This window comes from Thermochromatium tepidum ATCC 43061 (assembly GCF_009664085.1).
Classification (GTDB): domain Bacteria; phylum Pseudomonadota; class Gammaproteobacteria; order Chromatiales; family Chromatiaceae; genus Thermochromatium; species Thermochromatium tepidum.
Genome location: NZ_CP039268.1, coordinates 82,188 through 99,783, shown reverse-complemented (window position 1 = coordinate 99,783; position 17,596 = coordinate 82,188). Strand labels below are relative to the sequence as shown.

The 17,596-nt window shown below is 64.0% G+C and carries 13 protein-coding genes and 1 pseudogene; 6 read left to right on the top strand and 8 right to left on the bottom strand.

The features are described 5' to 3' along the window. Positions 1-717, bottom strand: coding sequence for a transposase (locus E6P07_RS00425; RefSeq protein ID WP_153973790.1), 717 nt, complete (start codon positions 715-717; stop codon positions 1-3). An 84-nt stretch (positions 718-801) separates the two neighbouring features. Between E6P07_RS00425 and hrpB the strand changes: the two genes are divergently transcribed. From hrpB to E6P07_RS00410, 3 genes are all read left to right on the top strand, one after another. Then, complete coding sequence (gene hrpB / locus E6P07_RS00420) at positions 802-3,351, top strand: ATP-dependent helicase HrpB (protein WP_153973789.1); 2,550 nt, start codon at positions 802-804, stop codon at positions 3,349-3,351. A 385-nt stretch (positions 3,352-3,736) separates the two neighbouring features. After that, a complete protein-coding gene (locus E6P07_RS00415) occupies positions 3,737-4,492 on the top strand; it encodes a carbonic anhydrase (protein WP_153973788.1) in 756 nt (251 codons plus the stop codon). Next, a complete protein-coding gene (locus E6P07_RS00410) occupies positions 4,489-5,292 on the top strand; it encodes a class I SAM-dependent methyltransferase (protein WP_153973787.1) in 804 nt (267 codons plus the stop codon). The genes E6P07_RS00415 and E6P07_RS00410 overlap by 4 nt, the downstream gene beginning before the upstream one ends. A 7-nt stretch (positions 5,293-5,299) precedes the next feature. Here the strand turns inward: E6P07_RS00410 and malQ are convergent. Then, positions 5,300-6,826, bottom strand: a pseudogene (gene malQ / locus E6P07_RS00405) (4-alpha-glucanotransferase); the annotation flags it as partial. Positions 6,827-6,985: 159 nt separating this feature from the next. Between malQ and E6P07_RS00400 the strand changes: the two are divergent. Continuing rightward, a complete protein-coding gene (locus E6P07_RS00400) occupies positions 6,986-7,657 on the top strand; it encodes a DUF1134 domain-containing protein (protein WP_246172876.1) in 672 nt (223 codons plus the stop codon). A gap of 31 nt (positions 7,658-7,688) precedes the next feature. Here the strand turns inward: E6P07_RS00400 and E6P07_RS00395 are convergent, their stop codons facing one another. The 6 genes from E6P07_RS00395 to E6P07_RS00370 all read right to left on the bottom strand — a co-directional run bounded on the left by E6P07_RS00395 (position 7,689) and on the right by E6P07_RS00370 (position 16,345). Further along, positions 7,689-8,138: a hypothetical protein gene (locus tag E6P07_RS00395; protein ID WP_153973786.1), complete on the bottom strand. Its 450-nt coding sequence runs from the start codon at positions 8,136-8,138 to the stop codon at positions 7,689-7,691. 188 nt (positions 8,139-8,326) lie between these two features. Continuing rightward, positions 8,327-9,409 (bottom strand): 3-phosphoserine/phosphohydroxythreonine transaminase, encoded by a 1,083-nt coding sequence (serC, locus tag E6P07_RS00390; protein ID WP_153973785.1) that lies wholly within the window; start codon positions 9,407-9,409, stop codon positions 8,327-8,329. Between the two features lie 139 nt (positions 9,410-9,548). Then, positions 9,549-12,137, bottom strand: coding sequence for a DNA gyrase subunit A (gene gyrA, locus E6P07_RS00385; protein ID WP_153973784.1), 2,589 nt, complete (start codon positions 12,135-12,137; stop codon positions 9,549-9,551). Positions 12,138-12,304: 167 nt separating this feature from the next. Further along, positions 12,305-13,387, bottom strand: coding sequence for an EAL domain-containing protein (locus tag E6P07_RS00380; RefSeq protein ID WP_153973783.1), 1,083 nt, complete (start codon positions 13,385-13,387; stop codon positions 12,305-12,307). A 37-nt stretch (positions 13,388-13,424) separates the two neighbouring features. Next, on the bottom strand, positions 13,425-14,480 hold the full coding sequence (gene mtnA, locus E6P07_RS00375; protein WP_153973782.1) for an S-methyl-5-thioribose-1-phosphate isomerase: 1,056 nt from the start codon (positions 14,478-14,480) through the stop codon (positions 13,425-13,427). A 491-nt stretch (positions 14,481-14,971) separates the two neighbouring features. Then, positions 14,972-16,345, bottom strand: a complete 1,374-nt coding sequence (locus tag E6P07_RS00370) for an alanine/glycine:cation symporter family protein (protein WP_153973781.1) — start codon at positions 16,343-16,345, stop codon at positions 14,972-14,974. A 243-nt stretch (positions 16,346-16,588) separates the two neighbouring features. Here E6P07_RS00370 and E6P07_RS00365 point away from each other — a divergent pair, with 243 nt between their 5' ends. Next, entirely contained in the window at positions 16,589-17,269 is a 681-nt protein-coding gene (locus E6P07_RS00365; RefSeq protein ID WP_153973780.1) for an inner membrane-spanning protein YciB, read from the top strand. A 1-nt stretch (position 17,270) separates the two neighbouring features. Then, positions 17,271-17,570 carry a YciI family protein gene (locus tag E6P07_RS00360; protein WP_153973779.1) on the top strand — a complete coding sequence of 100 codons (300 nt, stop codon included), beginning with the start codon at positions 17,271-17,273 and terminating at the stop codon, positions 17,568-17,570. Positions 17,571-17,596 lie beyond the last annotated feature (26 nt).

The following is a 17,596-nucleotide window of genomic DNA, read 5'->3' as shown; positions in this document are numbered from 1 at the left end:
TCACAGCAAGCCGGCACTGCGCCGATAGGCCTCAGAACGCCGATCACCCCCGCGCGGACGCGGCAGGGCGCGACGGTTGAGCAGACCCTCGATCTCCTGGCAGAACTCAGGTCCGCCCAGCGCCCAGGCCTTGTTGGTCGAATCGCGAATCCGCTTGAGCATGGCCTCGTCGAGCGGTTGGGCGGCCTCCGCGGCATAGCGTTCACGCCTGGCCTTGGCGCTGCGGCCCAGACGCTCATATTCCGGATGCGGCCTGATGAGCCGATCCTCGAGGCCCAAGGCGTTGCTGCCATAGCTCGACCAACCATAGTCGGCAGGGGCGTCCACCAGACCGGCGCGCACCGGGTTAGACTCGATATAATGCGCAACCCTCAGCAGATAATGTCTGGGGTCGATCAAGGTGGCGCGATAGCGCCCCTCCCAGAGTGTGCCGCGCCGCTCGTGGCGACTGTTGAAATACTGGACATAATAACGCCCGACGTACTGCATCAGCTTGCCGATGCCGTTTTCTACATAGGGCGTCAGCAGCAGATGGAAGTGGTTGGGCATCAGCACATAGGCGTGGATATCGCACTGGAACTTCTCGGCAGCCATGCCGAGTTTGTCCCAGATGAACCAGTAGTCATCCTCCTCGAACAGGATCCGCTGACGATTGTTGCCGCGCTGGATGACGTGCTGCGGATAGCCGGGCATGATGAAACGAGGCAGACGTGCCATGAGGGTCGGGTCCAGTTGGTTGACCTAATTTCAGTATAGACAGCGCTCGCCGAGCTGCCGGACTTGTCACCCTATTGAATCCACATGCCCCCTCTCGATCCACTCCCCATCGATACCATCCTAGACGACCTGCGCGCCGCGTTGCGTCAGGGGCATGGGGTACTCCAGGCCCCGACGGGGTCAGGCAAGTCGACCGGCGTACCCCTGGCCCTGTTGGACGAACCCTGGCTGGCCGGTCAGCGGATCCTGATGCTCCAGCCGCGCCGTCCAGCGGCCCGGATGACGGCGGCACGGATGGCTGAACGACTCGGCGAGCCCCTGGGGGAACGGGTCGGCTATCAGATCCGCTTCGAGCGTCGCCTCGGTCCGCGCACCCGGATCGAGGTCGTCACCGAGGGCATCCTGACGCGACGTCTGCAGAGCGATCCGACACTGGACGGGGTCGGGCTGGTGATCTTCGACGAGTTCCATGAGCGCGGTCTGAACTCGGATCTGGGGCTCGCGCTGACGCTGGACAGCGTGCGCGGTCTGCGACCCGATCTGCGTCTCCTGGTCATGTCGGCGACCTTGGAGGCCGAACCCGTTGCAGAGCTCCTGGGCGACGCCTCGATCCTGCATGCCGAGGGTCGGACCTTTCCGGTCGAGATCCGCTATGCCGAGCGCACCCCGGACAGAGATCCGGTGCACGCCCTGGTCGCGGCGGCGCGTCAGGCGCTGGTGCAAGAGACGGGCGACATCCTGGCCTTCCTGCCCGGTGCGCCTGAGATCGAACGGGCACGTGAGGCCCTGGCCGCTGTTGCGGGGTCGAACCTCGAGATCCTGCCGCTGCATGGCGCGCTGTCGTCGGCGGAGCAGGATCGAGCGCTGCGCCCGGACGGTCGTGGACGGCGGCGTTTGATCCTGGCCACGGATCTGGCCGAGACCAGCCTGACCATCGAGGGCATCCGGGTGGTGCTCGACTCGGGCCTGGCACGCAAGCCACGCTTTGACCCAGGCTCGGGTCTGACCCGGTTGGTGACCGAGCCCATCCCACGCGCCAGCGCCGATCAGCGTGCCGGACGTGCTGGGCGTTTGGCCCCTGGTGTCTGCTGGCGACTCTGGACCCGGGCCCAGGAGGTCGGACGACCCGAGCGGCGCACACCTGAGATCCTCGAATCCGATCTCGCGTCGCTGGCGCTGGAGCTGGCGATCTGGGGTGTCAAGGATCCGGAGGCGCTGAGCTGGATCGACCCCCCACCCGCGCCGGCCTGGAACCAGGCACTCGACCTCCTGCACAGGCTCGGCGCGCTCGACCGGCGCGGCGCGATCACACCGCTGGGACGCGCCCTGGCCGAGCTCCCAGTCCATCCCCGACTTGGGGTCATGCTGCTCAGTGCTACGCCGGATGAACGGCAGACGGCGGCCGATCTCTGTGCGTTGCTCGCGGAACGCGATCCCTTCCTGCCCGAGACTGGACGCACGCGTCCGGTCGATCTCGGTCTGCGGCTTTCGGCCCTGCGTGCGGCACGCGAGCGGCGAGGCATACCGGCGGGTGTAGATCAGCAGCGGCTCAATGCGATCGAACGCGCGGCGCGACAACTGCACCGTCTGGCCGAGCGCGCAGCCTCTGTCGGCGCGCGCCCGGCGGAGACCAGCCAAGGGCGTACCCCAGGCGCCCTGCTCGCCCGCGCCTATCCGGATCGCATCGCCCAGCGGCGCGCCGGGGCCGACGAGCGCTATCTGTTGGCCACAGGCACAGGCGCTGCGCTGCCCCGCGACGATGCACTCGCCATTCATCCCTATCTGGTCGTGGCAACGATCGATGCGCGTGGTCGCGATGGGCGCATCCAGTCGGCTCTGCCGATCGGTGAGGACGAGCTGCGCACCACGCTGGCCGGGCATCTGGAATCGTGCCGCGAGCTCTTCTGGGACACCGAACGCGCGGCCCTGGCCTGTCGCGCTATCACCCGGATTGGGTCTATCGTACTGGAATCGCGCCCGGTCGCGCTCAGACCCGAGGACGAGGCCGAAAGCCATTTGCTGGAGTACATCCGCGAGCACTTCGATGAGGCGCTCGACTGGTCGGACTCCGCGCGCCAGCTCCAGGCCCGGGTGGCCTTGGCCCGGCGGTATGATCCGGATGGCGACTGGCCCGATCTCTCGAACGCCGCCTTGCGCGAACGTCTGGACGATTGGCTCGGTCCCTGGATCGCCGGCAAGACCAGGTTATCGGAGGTGCGCCGGCTCGACCTAAACGCCATCCTACTCGACCAACTGAGCTGGGAGCAGCGCCAGCGGCTCGATTGCGAGCTACCCCGCCGCTTCGTCACCCCGGCGGGCAACAGTCGCCCGATCGACTATCTCAGTGGCGAGACACCGATCCTCGCTGTCCCACTCCAGGAGCTGTTCGGACTGAACGACACCCCGCGCCTGTGCCAAGGGCGACTGCCCCTGCTCCTGCACCTGCTCTCGCCCGCCCGGCGCCCGATGCAGGTCACTCAGGACCTGGCCGGGTTCTGGGCGCGCGGCTATGCCGAGGTACGCAAGGAACTGCGCGGACGCTATCCCAAGCATCACTGGCCCGAAGACCCGACCCAGGCCCAGGCGCTAGTCAGCGGTCTGCGCCGACGCGGCGGGTCCGGTTCAGCACGTTGAAAAGCGACCGCCCTTGTCGCCTGTCGATCGATCACTGCCCCTGACTATAATCGATATTTCACGGACCTGGCTGATTCGGCTCGATGCGCGGCAATCAGGTCTCTTTACATCCAACCGAGCGAGTCATCGCCGTAAACAACCCTCGACTGAAGTCGAAGGCTTTATTGTAAGACGCAGCAAACATGGTTGACCACATCCCCAACATTGGGCGTGTTTACAGCCGCCCTTGGCAGCGGGGCGCCGCTGCCAATCCGGGCCAGGTTTCGACTGGCGTTGCAGTCGGCGTGCGCCCGGAGACCACACTGCATTATACACCACATGGTGCGCTTCGCGCACCCGCCATTCCTCCCGCGACTCAAGTCGCGGGTTTCCTTGCGGAGGGTCTATGAACAAGCCATTGTTGCCCACCCTTGCCTTCACCCTGGCCCTTGCCGCCGGCGCTTCGGTTCTCGCGGATGAGCACGGCCATTCCGTGCATTGGGACTATGTCGGCCCCGAGGGGCCGGAACACTGGGGCGATCTCGACCCTGACTTCGAACTCTGCAAACGCGGCAAGAACCAGTCACCCATCGATCTGAAAAACTTCGTGGACTCCAAACTGCCGCCGATCGGTTTTCACTACAAGCCTGGCGGGCATGACGAGGTCAACAACGGCCACACCATCCAGATCGAATACGATGCCGGCAGTACCATCACCATCGACGGACACAACTACGAGCTCAAGCAGTTCCACTTCCATACTCCAAGCGAAAACCACATCGCTGGCCAAGAATTCCCGATGGAGGCGCATCTGGTTCATGCCGACAAAGAGGGCCATCTGGCCGTGATCGCGGTCATGATCGAGCGCGGTATCGAGAACCTTGCCCTGGCCAAGGCCTGGTCAGCGATGCCGGATCACCCCAACACCACAGTCCATCTATCCACCGAGGTTTCAGCTGAGGATCTACTACCGGCTAATCGCGACTACTATCGCTTCAATGGCTCGCTGACCACCCCGCCCTGCTCCGAGGGCGTGCTCTGGCTGGTCATGAAACATCCGATCACGGCCTCGCCTAAGCAGATCGCTCAGTTCGCCCATGTGATCGGGCATCCCAACAATCGTCCGATCCAGGAACTTAACGCACGTCTGATCCTCAAGTGAGTCACGGTGAATGCGATCGCTTTCGACTCTATCAGCTGGCGGTCCAGAATCCGGTCGCCGAGATCGACCTGATCGATCGGATCTTTGAGGAGCGGCATGGACGCTTGGCGCGAGCACTGCGCGAGGACTTCTGCGGCACAGCGGCCCTCTGTGCCGAATGGGTGCGTCGGCGGGCGGACAACCGCGCCTGGGGGGTGGATCTCGACCCCGAGGCGCTCGACTGGGGAAGACGGCACAACCTCAGACCCCTGAGCACCGAGCAACGCGCCCGGGTCAGGCTCATCCGCGGCGATGTCCTGAGCGTCAAGACCCCCAGGCCCGAGCTTGTGGTTGCGCTGAACTTCAGCTACTGGCTGTTGCATACTCGTCAGGCGCTGCTCACCTATTTCCAGCGCGTGCGCGCGCTCCTACCGCCAACAGGACTCCTGGTGCTCGACGCCCACGGCGGCCCGGAATCGCTCCGGCTCGGCACCGAGACTCGGCGCATCCATGACCCGCTGGGCGATGGCTTCGACTATATCTGGGAGCGCGCCGACCTCGATCCCATCACTGGCCGCCAGCGCTGTCATATCCATTTTCGCTTCGACGACGGCTCTAGCCTCGAACGCGCCTTCAGCTACGACTGGCGTCTCTGGACACTCCCCGAGCTCCGCGAGTTGCTCGATGCGGCCGGTTTCTCCAGGGTCCAGGTCTATTGGCAGGGTTGGGACGCGCATGACGAGCCGGACGGATGGTTCGTCCCGGTCGAGCGCGGCGAGCCGGACGAGGCCTGGATCGCCTATCTCAGTGCCGAGCCATAGCGGGAGATCAACCCGGCTCATAGGGCCGACGGCCATAGAGGCGACTGAGCCTGAGCAGCCGCTCGGCCACCGCCGGATCGAGCTGATCGGCGCGATAGCGCCACACCCAGTTGCCCTCGGTCGTGCCCGGACGGTTCATGCAGGCTTCCGAACCCAGGTCCAGCACATCCTGCATGGGAAAGATCGCCAGATCGGCCACCGAGCCGAGCGCAACGCGGATGCAGTCCCAGTTGACCGCCCGACCGTCGCTATTGAGATAGGCCAGCACCTGAGCGCGCAGAGGCTCGGTGCGCTCCGACCACCAGCCGAGCAAGGTGTTGTTGTCGTGCGTCCCTGTATACACAGCCAGCTGCCGACGATGATGGTGCGGCAGGAAGTACGAACCGCCAAAGCCATCCTCCAAATCCTCGAAGCCGAATTGCAGCACCGCCATTCCAGGCAGCCCGAGGGTGTCGCGCAAGGACTCGACGTCCGGGGTGATGACCCCAAGATCCTCGGCGATCAGTGGTAGGTTCTCGCCCAGGGCGGACTGCAGGGCCTGGAAGAGTTCCAGTCCCGGACCTGGTACCCAGCGCCCATTGATCGCCGTCTCCTCGCTCGCCGGGATCTCCCAATACCCGGCAAAGCCACGGAAATGATCGATGCGCACCAGATCGACCAGTTCCAGCGCCCGGCGCAGACGTTCGACCCAAAAACGATAGCCGTCGGCGGCCAGTACCGGCCAGCGATAGAGCGGATTGCCCCAGCGCTGTCCGGTGGTGCTGAAATAATCCGGTGGCACCCCGGCGATCACGGTCGGATTCCCCCTCTCGTCGAGCTCGAACCACTCGGGATGGGTCCAGACCTCGCTGGAATCGTGGGCGACAAAGATCGGGATATCGCCGATCAGACGCACGCCGCGCGCGCGCGCATAGTCGCGCAATGCCGACCACTGACGATGGAAGACATATTGGATAAACCGCTGGAGTTCGATCGCGTCGCGGTGACGCTCGGACCATTCGGCCAGCGCAACCGGATCGCGCTGGGCGAGGGCTGGCTCCCAGTCAGTCCAGGGACGCAGTTCATGCTGGGTCTTGAGCGCGTGATAGAGGGCATAGTCGTCGAGCCAAAAGGCCTCGCGCTCGCAGAAATGCGCATACCAGGCACGGTCGCCTTCGCTTGCGCGCTCGACGAATCCCATCCAGGCCGATTCCAACAGCCGGGACTTCCAGGGCGCGACAGACCCGAAATCGACCTGCTCTTGGGGAAAGTCCGGTCGCCCCTCTAGATCCGAGTCCTGCAACCAGCCAAGCCTCAGAAGTTCGTCTGGACTGATCAGCAAGGCATTGCCGGCAAAGGCCGAGAGACATTGATAGGGCGAGTCGCGATAACCAGTCGGACCCAGTGGCAGCATCTGCCACAGCCCCTGACCGGCCGCGGCAAGGAAATCGATGAACTGACGGGCACTCGGACCCAGATCACCGATGCCATGGGGACTCGGCAGCGAGGTCGGATGAAGCAGAAGGCCGCTGGTGCGGTGCATGATGATCAAGTGCTCCGGTTGGACGGGCTTGGGCTAGATGCGGAGTCTACCAAAGCCGGTTGCAAAAACCCGCCCCATCCGACTTCGCTTGCCGCTCCGGACCCAGACACCTAGACTTGGTCGCACGAAGAACCCAATCCACGGCCACCGAGCCACCGAGACCAAGGGGGCATGATGACACGACTGATTGCAGTCGGATTGCTCTGGATGATGACCTATGCCCTGAACGTTCAGGCACAGTCCGCCTATCCGCTCGACGAGCGCGGGTACCCTGACCAGGGCGGGTATCAGCCGCCGGCTCCAGGGACCTCTCGAGGAGGCTACCAGAGTGAGGCGTCTTCCGCCTATCAGGGCAGCCAAGACACCTACAATGAGCAGGAGATCCTGACCAGGGTGGAGTCCTTTTTCGGTCAGGGGGCCGAGAACCTGGCACTGGCGGTGCAGAGGATCTTTCGCGACCAGGGCGAACCCAACGGCTATATCGCCGGCGAGGAGTTCGGGGCGGCATTCGGCGTGGGATTGCGTTATGGGCGCGGCGTGCTGAGTACCCGCCGGATTCAGAATCGACCCGTCTTCTGGCAAGGCCCCTCAATCGGTCTGGATCTTGGGGTCAACGTCGCCAAGGTCTTCATCCTCGTCTATCGACTGCCAAGCGAGGAGTATCTGTTCCGGCGTTTTCCCGGCGTCGAGGGGAGCCTCTACTTCGTCGGCGGCGTGGGCGTGAACTATCTGCAATCGGGCGATACCGTCATTGCACCCATCCGTCTCGGGGTCGGTTGGCGCCAAGGCGTGAGCGCGGGCTACATGGATTTCACCGAGCGCGCCCATTACAACCCCTTCTGAGTCGCCATCCGTGGCGTGCTGGACGCTCTGATCAAAGCGGCGGAGGACCACGGCGACCGTCATAGCCCGGGGGCGGCGGTTCAGGCCGGCCATCATAGGGTGGCGGGGGTTCACGATAATGCGGCGCCACCTCGTTGTTGTTCGACAGATCGCGGATACGCCGATCCAAACGCCCCAGACGTCGCTCGATCAGGCGATGCGCCTCATGCGGCGGATAGCCATCATGGCGTAGGTCACGCATGAATTGTCGCGCCTCGTCCTGCTCACGTCTCAGCGCCCGGCCCTCACGGCGCGTCAGCTCGCCCGAATCGATGCCGCGTTGAATAGCCGCGGCCTGACGACCGAGCCAATCGTCGTACCTCGGTTCGGGCGGACCGCCGAGTTGAGCCTGGGCGGGCAGCGACGACAGCAGGCCCGTCGCCACCAAGACCAAGAGGGCTTGAATCGCTTCTTTGATACCTGTTCGTTTTTTCGAGTTCATCTAAAATTGACCTGCCCTTTTGAAGGTTTTTGCCTGCTCGATGCGCATCCCCGCCAGATCATTGAGGTGTTGGCCAGAGCCAGATCGCATTCGCCTACCACAACTGTCTTACCCAAGGTCCATCTGGGTCGCGATCGTGCGCCAGCACGGCTGCGTTGACGGACTTGACTCGAAAATTGTCGCCACCCTCAGCCGTAGCGGCGCTCGAACGCCTGCATGAAGGCCACCAGTGCATCCACCCCGGCCTCAGGCATGGCGTTGTAGAGGCTTGCCCGCATCCCGCCGACCGAGCGATGCCCCTTGAGCGTGGTCAGGCCCGCCGCCTTGGCCTCCCTGAGAAAGGACTCGTCCAGCTCGGGATTGGCCAGGGTGAAGGGCACGTTCATCCACGACCGTGCGCTCGGCTCGACCGGATTGGCATAGAAGCCGGACGCATCGATGGCGTCATAGAGCTTCTTGGCCTTGCGCGCATTGATCTCGGCCATCGCCGCCAGACCGCCCTGCCCCTTCAGCCACTTGAACACCAGTCCTGCCAGATACCAGGCATAGGTGGGCGGGGTGTTGTACATGGAGTCGTTGTCGGCGTGGGTCTTGTAATCGAGCATGGTCGGTGTGCCGGGCAGCGTCTGGCCGATCAGGTCCTCGCGCACGATGACGAGGGTCAGTCCTGCCGGACCGATGTTCTTCTGCGCCCCGGCATAGATCAGCCCGAACCTGGAGACATCGATCGGACGCGACAGGAGGGTCGAGGACATGTCGGCGACCAGCGGCGTGTCTCCGGTCTCCGGCACATAGGGGAACTCGACCCCCTCGATGGTCTCATTCGGCGTGTAGTGGACATAGGCGGCATCGGCGCTCAGGTTCAGCTCGCCCTGGGCCGGCACGCGGGTGAACCGGCTCGACTCGGTGCTCGCAGCGACATTCACGTCGCCATAGCGGCGCGCCTCAGCGATGGCCTTCTTCGACCAGGAGCCGGTGTTGATGTAGTCTGCGCCCTTGGCCCCGCGCAGCAGGTTCATGGGTACCATGGCGAACTGGAGCGAGGCGCCGCCCTGCAGAAACAACACCTTGTAATTGGCCGGGATCGCAAGCAGCTCGCGCAGATCGGCCTCGGCCTCGGCGGCGATGGACATAAACTCCTTGCCGCGATGACTCATCTCGGCCACGCACATGCCGCTGCCCTGCCAATCGAGCATCTCGTCGCGGGCCTGGGCTAAGACCGCCTCGGGCAGCATCGCAGGACCGGCACTGAAGTTATAGACGCGAGCCATTCTGACATTCCCCATCAATTGAGTATTGCGTTGTTAAAAACGGCAAAGTAGTCAAAATTTACAGGGTTTTTAAGGCATGGCTATTGAAGCCTGTCCATCTTGAGAAATCCTGTAAATCCTAATCTATTTCAACGACCGTTCAGGATTCCGGATCCTTGTCCGCCTCGGCCTCCTCGCCCGTCTCCTTGTCGCCCTCTAGGGCGGCGATGCGCTCGACGGAGACCAGTCGTTGACCCTCGCTGAGATTGATCAATTTGACCCCCTTGGTATTGCGTCCGACCACCGGGATCTGATCGACCGAGGTACGGATCAGGGTACCGTCGTCAGCGATCAGCATGATCTCGTCGCCCGGATGGACCAGGATCGCACCGACCTGGGCGCCATTGCGCTCGGCGGTGTCGATGGCGATCACGCCCTGGGTACCGCGCCCCTTGGTCGGGAACTGATCGACAGCGGTACGCTTGCCATAGCCGTTCGCGGTGACGCTGAGTACGGTACCGCCCTCCTCGGGTACCACCAAGGCGATCACCCGCTGACCCTCTTGGAGCAGCATACCGCGCACGCCATGTGCCGCCCGCCCCATCGGGCGGACTTGGCTCTCGGAGAAGCGCACCGCCTTGCCTGCTGAGGTGAAGAGCATCAGATCCTGCTCGCCGCGCGTGATGGCCGCACCGACCAGCCACTCATCCTCGTGCAGGTCCATGGCGATGATGCCGCGCGAGAGTGGGCGCGAGAAGTCCTTGATCGGGGTCTTCTTGACCGTGCCGGCGCTGGTGGCCATGAATACGAAGGATCCATCCTCATAGTCGCGCACCGGCAGCAAGGTGGTGATGCGCTCGCCCGGCTCCAGCGGCAATAGGTTGATCATGGGCCGGCCACGCGCGCCGCGTCCGGCCTGGGGCAGATCATAGACCTTGAGCCAGTAGACCCGTCCGCGACTGGAGAAGCAGAGCACGGTGTCGTGTGTGTTGGCGACGAAGAGGCGATCGATGAAGTCCTCCTCCTTGATCGCGGTCGCGCTCTTGCCCTTACCGCCACGTTTTTGGGCCTGATAATCGCTGAGCGGCTGGGTCTTGACGTAGCCCTGATGCGAGAGCGTGACCACCCTGTCTTCAGGCGCGATCAGATCCTCTAGGGTGAGATCCGTTTGATCGACCTGGATCTCGGTGCGGCGCTGGTCGCCGAACTGGTCGCGCACGGCGATCAGCTCCTCGCGGATGACCTCCATCAGCCGATCCGGGTTGGAGAGGATCAAGAGCAACGCAGCGATGGTGTCCAGGATCGCCTCGAATTCCTTGAGGATCTTGTCCTGCTCCAGCCCGGTCAGACGATGGAGTTGCAAATCTAGGATCGCCTTGGCCTGAGGCTCGCTCAGCCGATAGCCGGCCTCGCTTAATCCGAAACCGGGCTCGAGTCCCTCGGGGCGGGTGCGGTCGGCCCCGGCGCGCTCCAGCATCCCGGTTACGACACCAGGTGCCCAGTGGCGCTCCATCAGCCGTTCGCGCGCCTCGGCGGGATTCGCGGCGGCCTTGATGGTCGCGATCACCGCGTCGATGTTGGCGAGCGCGATGGCATAGCCTTCCAATACATGCGCCCGCTCGCGTGCCTTGCGTAGCTCGTACAGGGTACGGCGCGTGACCACATCACGACGATGGCGCAGAAAGCATTCGAGGATCTGCTTGAGGTTGAGCGTCAGCGGCTGGCCATCGACCAGGGCGACCATGTTGATGCCGAACACCTGCTGGAGCTGGGTGTGTTGATAGAGGTTGTTGAGCAGCACCTCGGCATGGGCGTCGCGCTTGAGTTCGATGACGATGCGCATCCCGTCCTTGTCGGACTCGTCGCGCAGACCGTCCGGGGCGATGCCTTCGAGTTTCTTCTCCTTGACCAGCTCGGCGATGCGCTCCAGCAACCGTGCCTTGTTGACCTGATAGGGGATCTCGGTGACGACGATCGCCTCGCGACCGCTGCGCCTCTGGGTCTCGGTGGTGGCGCGCGCACGTATCACACAGCGACCGCGCCCGGTACGGTAGGCCTCGCGGATTCCGGCCACCCCATTGATCAGCCCGGCGGTCGGAAAATCTGGGCCGGGCACGATCTCCATGAGCCTGTCGATCGACACGAGTGGGTTGTCGATGAGCGCCAGACAGGCGTCGATGACCTCGCGCAGATTGTGCGGCGGGATGTTGGTCGCCATGCCGACGGCGATACCCGAGGCGCCGTTGACCAGCAGGTTGGGAAAGCGCGCCGGCAGGACCGAGGGTTCATGCTCGGTATTGTCGTAGTTCGGGACAAACTCGACCGTTTCCTTGTCCAGATCGTCGAGCAGGGTGTCAGCGATGCGCGTCATGCGCACCTCGGTGTAACGCATGGCCGCCGGCGGATCGCCATCGACCGAACCGAAATTGCCCTGACCATCGACGAGCAGATAGCGCAGTGAGAACGGCTGGGCCATGCGCACGATGGTGTCATAGATGGCCGCATCGCCATGCGGGTGGTATTTACCCATCACATCGCCGACGACGCGCGCCGATTTGCGATAGGGTCGGTTCCAGACATTGCCCTGTTCGTGCATGGAAAAGAGGACACGCCGATGCACCGGTTTGAGACCATCGCGGACATCCGGCAGGGCGCGGCCCACGATCACGCTCATGGCATAATCGAGGTAGGACTGACGCATCTCGTCTTCGAGATTGATGGGCAGGACTTCTTTGGCGAACTCTGGCATGGGCGTGATGAACCGACTCTGAGGCGCGCGGCAGGGGGCGGGCGCGTGACCGCGCGGGCTAGATGTTTAACCGTGCGATTCTAACACGATCGTGGGGCTGGACCGCGTTTATAAGGGCGGTATCCGTCGCTACTCGGCTGAAACCCGGCCTCGACAGACCCGGTGGTCTACCGCCGATCGCTCCCCCAGAACTCAGACCATTGCGGCTCGTGTGGCTGGGGCGCGGGCCGGGCGAACAGATAACCCTGTACCAGATCGGCGCCCTCCGCTATCACATAGGCCAGCTCGGCCTGGGTCTCGATCCCTTCGGCCAGCACCTGGATCCCGAGATCGCGCGCGATGCCGACCAGGGCCCGGAATACCGACTGGCGCTGGGGATCGGCGTCGATCCCGCGCACGATCTCCAGGTCGATCTTGATGATGTCGGGCTTGAGTGTGGCGAGCAGATTGAGCGAGGCATAGCCGCTGCCCATGTCGTCGAGCGCGACCCGGTAACCGGCGTCGCGGTAGAAATCCAGGATGCACTTGAGGTGATCGAGGTCTCCGACCCGTTCGGTCTCGACCACCTCGAACACCAGTCGCCCTGGATCGAAACCGAGCCTGCGCGCCCAGCCGACCGTGCTTTGCAGACAGTGCGCCGGATCATAGATCGCCGTCGGGACGAAATTGACGAAGAGTTGCCCCTGAAGTCCCACGGACGCTGCACAGCGCAGGGCCGACTCGCGCGCCTGGCGGTCCACCTGGAACAGCAGGTCATTGTCGCCGGCGAGCGAAAAGATCTCGCCGGGGAACATCAGGGTGCCGTCGGGCCGCTGACCGCGCAGCAACGCCTCATGACCGATCACGGCCCCATCGGTCGCCGCCAGGATCGGCTGAAACCAGGAGACGAAGCGCTGGGCCTCGAGGATCTCGATCAGACCACAGGCATCGATCAGACCCAGCCACTGCTCCAGGGTGCGGGCGCGGGTGAAGGCGTGGAAACTCAGGGTCTCGCCCGGCTCCAGCAGCAGCGCCGAGATGCCGCGCCGTTCGAGTGCATTGAAGGCCTGGGTCGCGCGCACCCGTTGCAGGAATTCAAACAGATTGGAGTCAGGCAGGCGCACCTCTAGACCGGCGTCCTCGAAGGCCAGACCCTCGACCTCCAGAAAGCCGATCAGGATGTCGATGAGCTCACGCACCGCCCCGGTCAGCAACAGGGTGCCGCGCGTCTCGACCGAGAGCGGAAGCGTCTGACAACGTGAACAGGCCATGGCGAGTGGTCTCCTTTAATCTGGTCGGATGGAGATTTCACCCCATCAGCGCGCGCAGCTTCTCGGTGGTGGGATTCAGCACCACGCCGCACTCGGTGACGAGGGCATCGACCAGCGCCGCCGGGGTGACGTCGAACACCGGATTGCGCGCCATGCAGCCGGCCGGGGCGATGCGCCGTCCGCCGCAGCCGAGCAATTCATCGGGGTCGCGCTCCTCGATCGGGATCTCGGCGCCCGAGGCGAGGGCCAGGTCGATGGTCGAGGTCGGCGCCGCGACCATGAACCGGACGCCGTGATACCTGGCCATGATCGCCAACCCATAGGTGCCGATCTTGTTGGCGACATCGCCATTGGCGGCGATCCGGTCGGCACCCACGATCACCCAGCCGATCCGACCCGTAGCCATGAGGCTTGCGGCCGCGCAGTCGGCCTGGAGCGTGACCGGGATACCGTCCTGCATCAGCTCCCAGGCGGTCAGGCGCGCACCCTGCATCCAGGGGCGGGTCTCATCGGCATAGACGCGGCGGATCTTGCCGGCGGCATAGGCACTGCGCACCACGCCGAGCGCAGTGCCATAGCCGCCGGTGGCGAGTGCCCCGGCGTTGCAATGGGTGATGATCTCGGTCGGTTCGGTGATGAGTTCGGCGCCCAGCTCGCCAATGCGGTGATTGGCGGCGCGGTCTTCTTCATGGATGGCGTGCGCCTCATCGAACAGGGCCTGGGTCGGATCACTCGCATCCAGCCGCTCGATCAGATCGCGCATGCGCCGGATCGCCCAGAACAGATTGACGGCGGTCGGACGCGAGGCGGCGAGGCGTTCCAGATCGGGCTCGATCGCCTGCTTCCAGTTCGTGCCCGCGTTGCTGTAGGCCTCGCGTCCGGCCAGGGCCACACCATAGGCCGCGGCTATACCGATCGCCGGCGCACCGCGCACCACCATGTCGCGGATGGCTGTGGCGACCTCGGCGGCCCGGTCATAGATCAGGAACTCGGCGCGCTCAGGCAGGATGCGCTGATCGGCCAGATAGAGTCGCCCATCATGCCAGAAGACGGCATCGTCGGGCGTAGGTGCGGTGGGCAGCGTGGTTTTCATCTGTCTTGCGCGAGAAACCCCGTCCTAAAGGACGGGGAGGATAGCGCACCGCGCGAAGCGCGGTGAGGCCGTCCATCTCGCGACCTCCGTTACAGTTTTAGGTTGAACGAATCGTCATGGCCGTCAGCACGTTGAAGGACGCGGCAATGGCGGTAGGAGACCCCTGGACGGTTGCGACCTAAGTCTGGATGTCGAACGATCCGGTTTGGCGGACCGCTGCGCGCCCGACATGCACGCCAGTCTTTTTCCTTTGGGCACCTCGGCGCGTACCCGAAACAGGCCCTTACGGGCCTGGTGTCGGGGCCTGGCGGCCCGACCCCTCGGGGATGTCTGCAACCGGCCCCCGCCTTGCGGCGGCGATCGAAACCCTCGGCGCTTTGCCTTATCACCAGCATGATCCCGACCTTTCAGGGCGGCAGACTGAGGAGGCCTTTGCCGGTGAGTCTCAACGACCTGTGGCAAATGGAGCGGTTTTTACCGCTATCCTCTGGTCAACCGAGCCTGTTCTCACAGGCCCCGGCCTGAAGACCGGGGGAGTTGACATACGCGCGCGTGAGCCGAAACACGACCGGGCTGAGCAGCAACAAGGCCACCAGGTTGGGCAGGGCCATGAGCGCATTGAGGGTGTCGGCCACCAGCCAGATGAAGTTGAGCTCAACGATGGCCCCGATTGGCAGTGCCAATACCCAGAGCACCCGGAACGGCAAAACGGCGCGATCACCGAATAGATACTGGGCGCAACGTTCGCTATAGACGCTCCAACCGAGCGTGGTCGTGTAGGCAAAGAGCACCAGACCGATGGCGACGATATAAGAACCGACCCCTGGAAGCGCACTCTCGAACGCCTGAGTGGAGAGTGCCGCCCCAGTCGCACCCGAAGTCCAGACCCCGGTCGTCAGGATGACCAGACCCGTGACGGTGCAGATGACCAGGGTATCGATGAAGGTACCGACCATGGCCACGGCGCCCTGGGCGACCGGATCGTCCGACTGGGCGGCGGCATGGGCGATCGGGGCACTCCCCAGACCCGCCTCATTGGAAAAGACGCCGCGCGCCACGCCATATTGGATCGCCGCCGCCACCGTGGCCCCTGCGAAACCGCCGGTCGCCGCCGTCGGATGGAACGCCTGGACGAACACCAGCTCGAGCGCTGGCAGGATCTGCGCGCTGTTGAGCGCCAGCACCACCAAGCCGCCGCCGACATAGATGAGGGCCATCAGCGGAACCAGCGCCGCCGCGACCTCGCCGATGCGCTTGATGCCTCCGAGCAGCACCAGGGCGGCGAACACCGCCATGACTCCACCCGTGACCCAGGGTGAGAGGCCGAAGGTGTCCTGGATCGCCTGGGCCACTGAGTTGGCCTGCACCGTGTTGCCGATGCCAAAGCCCGCCAGTAGGCCGAAAAAGGCGAAGGCCAGTGCCATCCACAGCCATTTCCGTCCCAGTCCCAGCTTGATGTAGTACATAGGGCCACCGAGATGGTTCCCCTTGCCATCGACCTCGCGATAGTGCAGCGCCAGCACGGCCTCGGCATACTTGGTCGCCATGCCGACCAGGGCCGTGCACCACATCCAAAATAGCGCGCCCGGTCCGCCGAGAAAGATGGCCGTGGCCACACCGGCGATATTGCCCGTCCCGACGGTCGCCGAAAGCACCGTCATGAGCGCCTGATAAGGCGGAATGTCGCCCTTGCCCTGCCCGACGCGCCCGCGCCAGAGCATCCGGAAACCGAAGCCGAGCTTGATGAGCGGCATCAGTCGCAGCCCGATCATCAGAAAGAAACCGACCCCCAGGATCAGGACCAACATCGGCGGACCCCAGACCCAGCCGTTCAAGACGTTGATCCAAGCGGTTATCTGTTCCACTCCCTTCGTTCCCCCGTAAAATGCGTTGAGTCGAAGCTTGTTGAAGGCCGGATCGTTTGTGTCCCGGCCACGCCGAACGCGATGCGCGCGACACTATAGCAGGCCCGGCCGGGCGACAAGGGATCTCGGTGTGTTCGGCTTTAAGGGAGCGCTGATTTATTCCAATCGTGGCAAAACCTTCTCACGTAACCCATTGATTTTGTAGGGGCGGCTTCAGCCGCGATTTAGAGGCTCCAAACCTTCATGAAACTCCTCATCGACTTTCTCCCAGTCCTGCTCTTCTTCATCGCCTACAAGTTGGCTGGTATCTACTGGGCCACGGCGGTGGCCATCGGTGCGACGGCGGCTCAGGTCGGCTGGTTCTGGGTGCGCCGGCACCGGGTCGAGATGCTGCCGCTGGTCACCCTCGGGGTGTTGCTCGTCTTCGGCGGGCTGACCATCGCGCTTCAGGATCCGATCTTCGTGATGTGGAAGCCAACCCTGGTCAATTGGCTGTTTGCCGCCGTCTTCATCGGCAGCCACTGGGTCGGCGAGCGCACCCTGATCGAACGGATGATGGCTCGGGCGATCGAGTTACCCGCTCCGATCTGGACCCGTCTCAACGCACTCTGGGCTGGATTTTTCATTTGTCTCGGCCTAGCCAATCTGTTCGTGGTCTATGTCGGCAGCGGGTTTCATGAGGCCTATCAGGCACTGCTTACAGCGACTAATGGGGCCGGTGTCGACCTGTCGTCCTGCTCGGAACTTTACAGCGGGGCGGTGCTTGGACTCTGCACCCAAGCCCAGGCGCGCGAGTCCACTTGGGTCGACTTCAAGCTCTTCGGTATGATGGGCCTCACGATCGCCTTCGTGATCGCGCAATCGCTCTATCTCGCGCGTCATGTCAGAGACGAGCGACCACCCCAAGCCCTGGAGACGGACTGACGTGCTCTACGCCATCATCGCTGTCGATCATCCCAACAGCCTGTCGGCACGCCAGCAGGCGCGCCCGGCGCATTTGGCGCGTCTGGAGGCCCTGCGCGACGAGGGGCGGTTGATCCTCGCCGGTCCCCATCCGGCCATCGACAGCCCAGACCCCGGCGAGGCCGGCTTTACTGGGTCGCTGATCGTCGCCGAGTTCCCCGATCTGGCGGCGGCCGAGGACTGGGCGGCGGACGACCCCTATCACAAGGCCGGTGTCTATAGCGCGGTCAGCGTCAAGCCGTTCAAACAGGTCTTGCCCTGAAGTATTCGCACCTGGGTTCGCGCGCC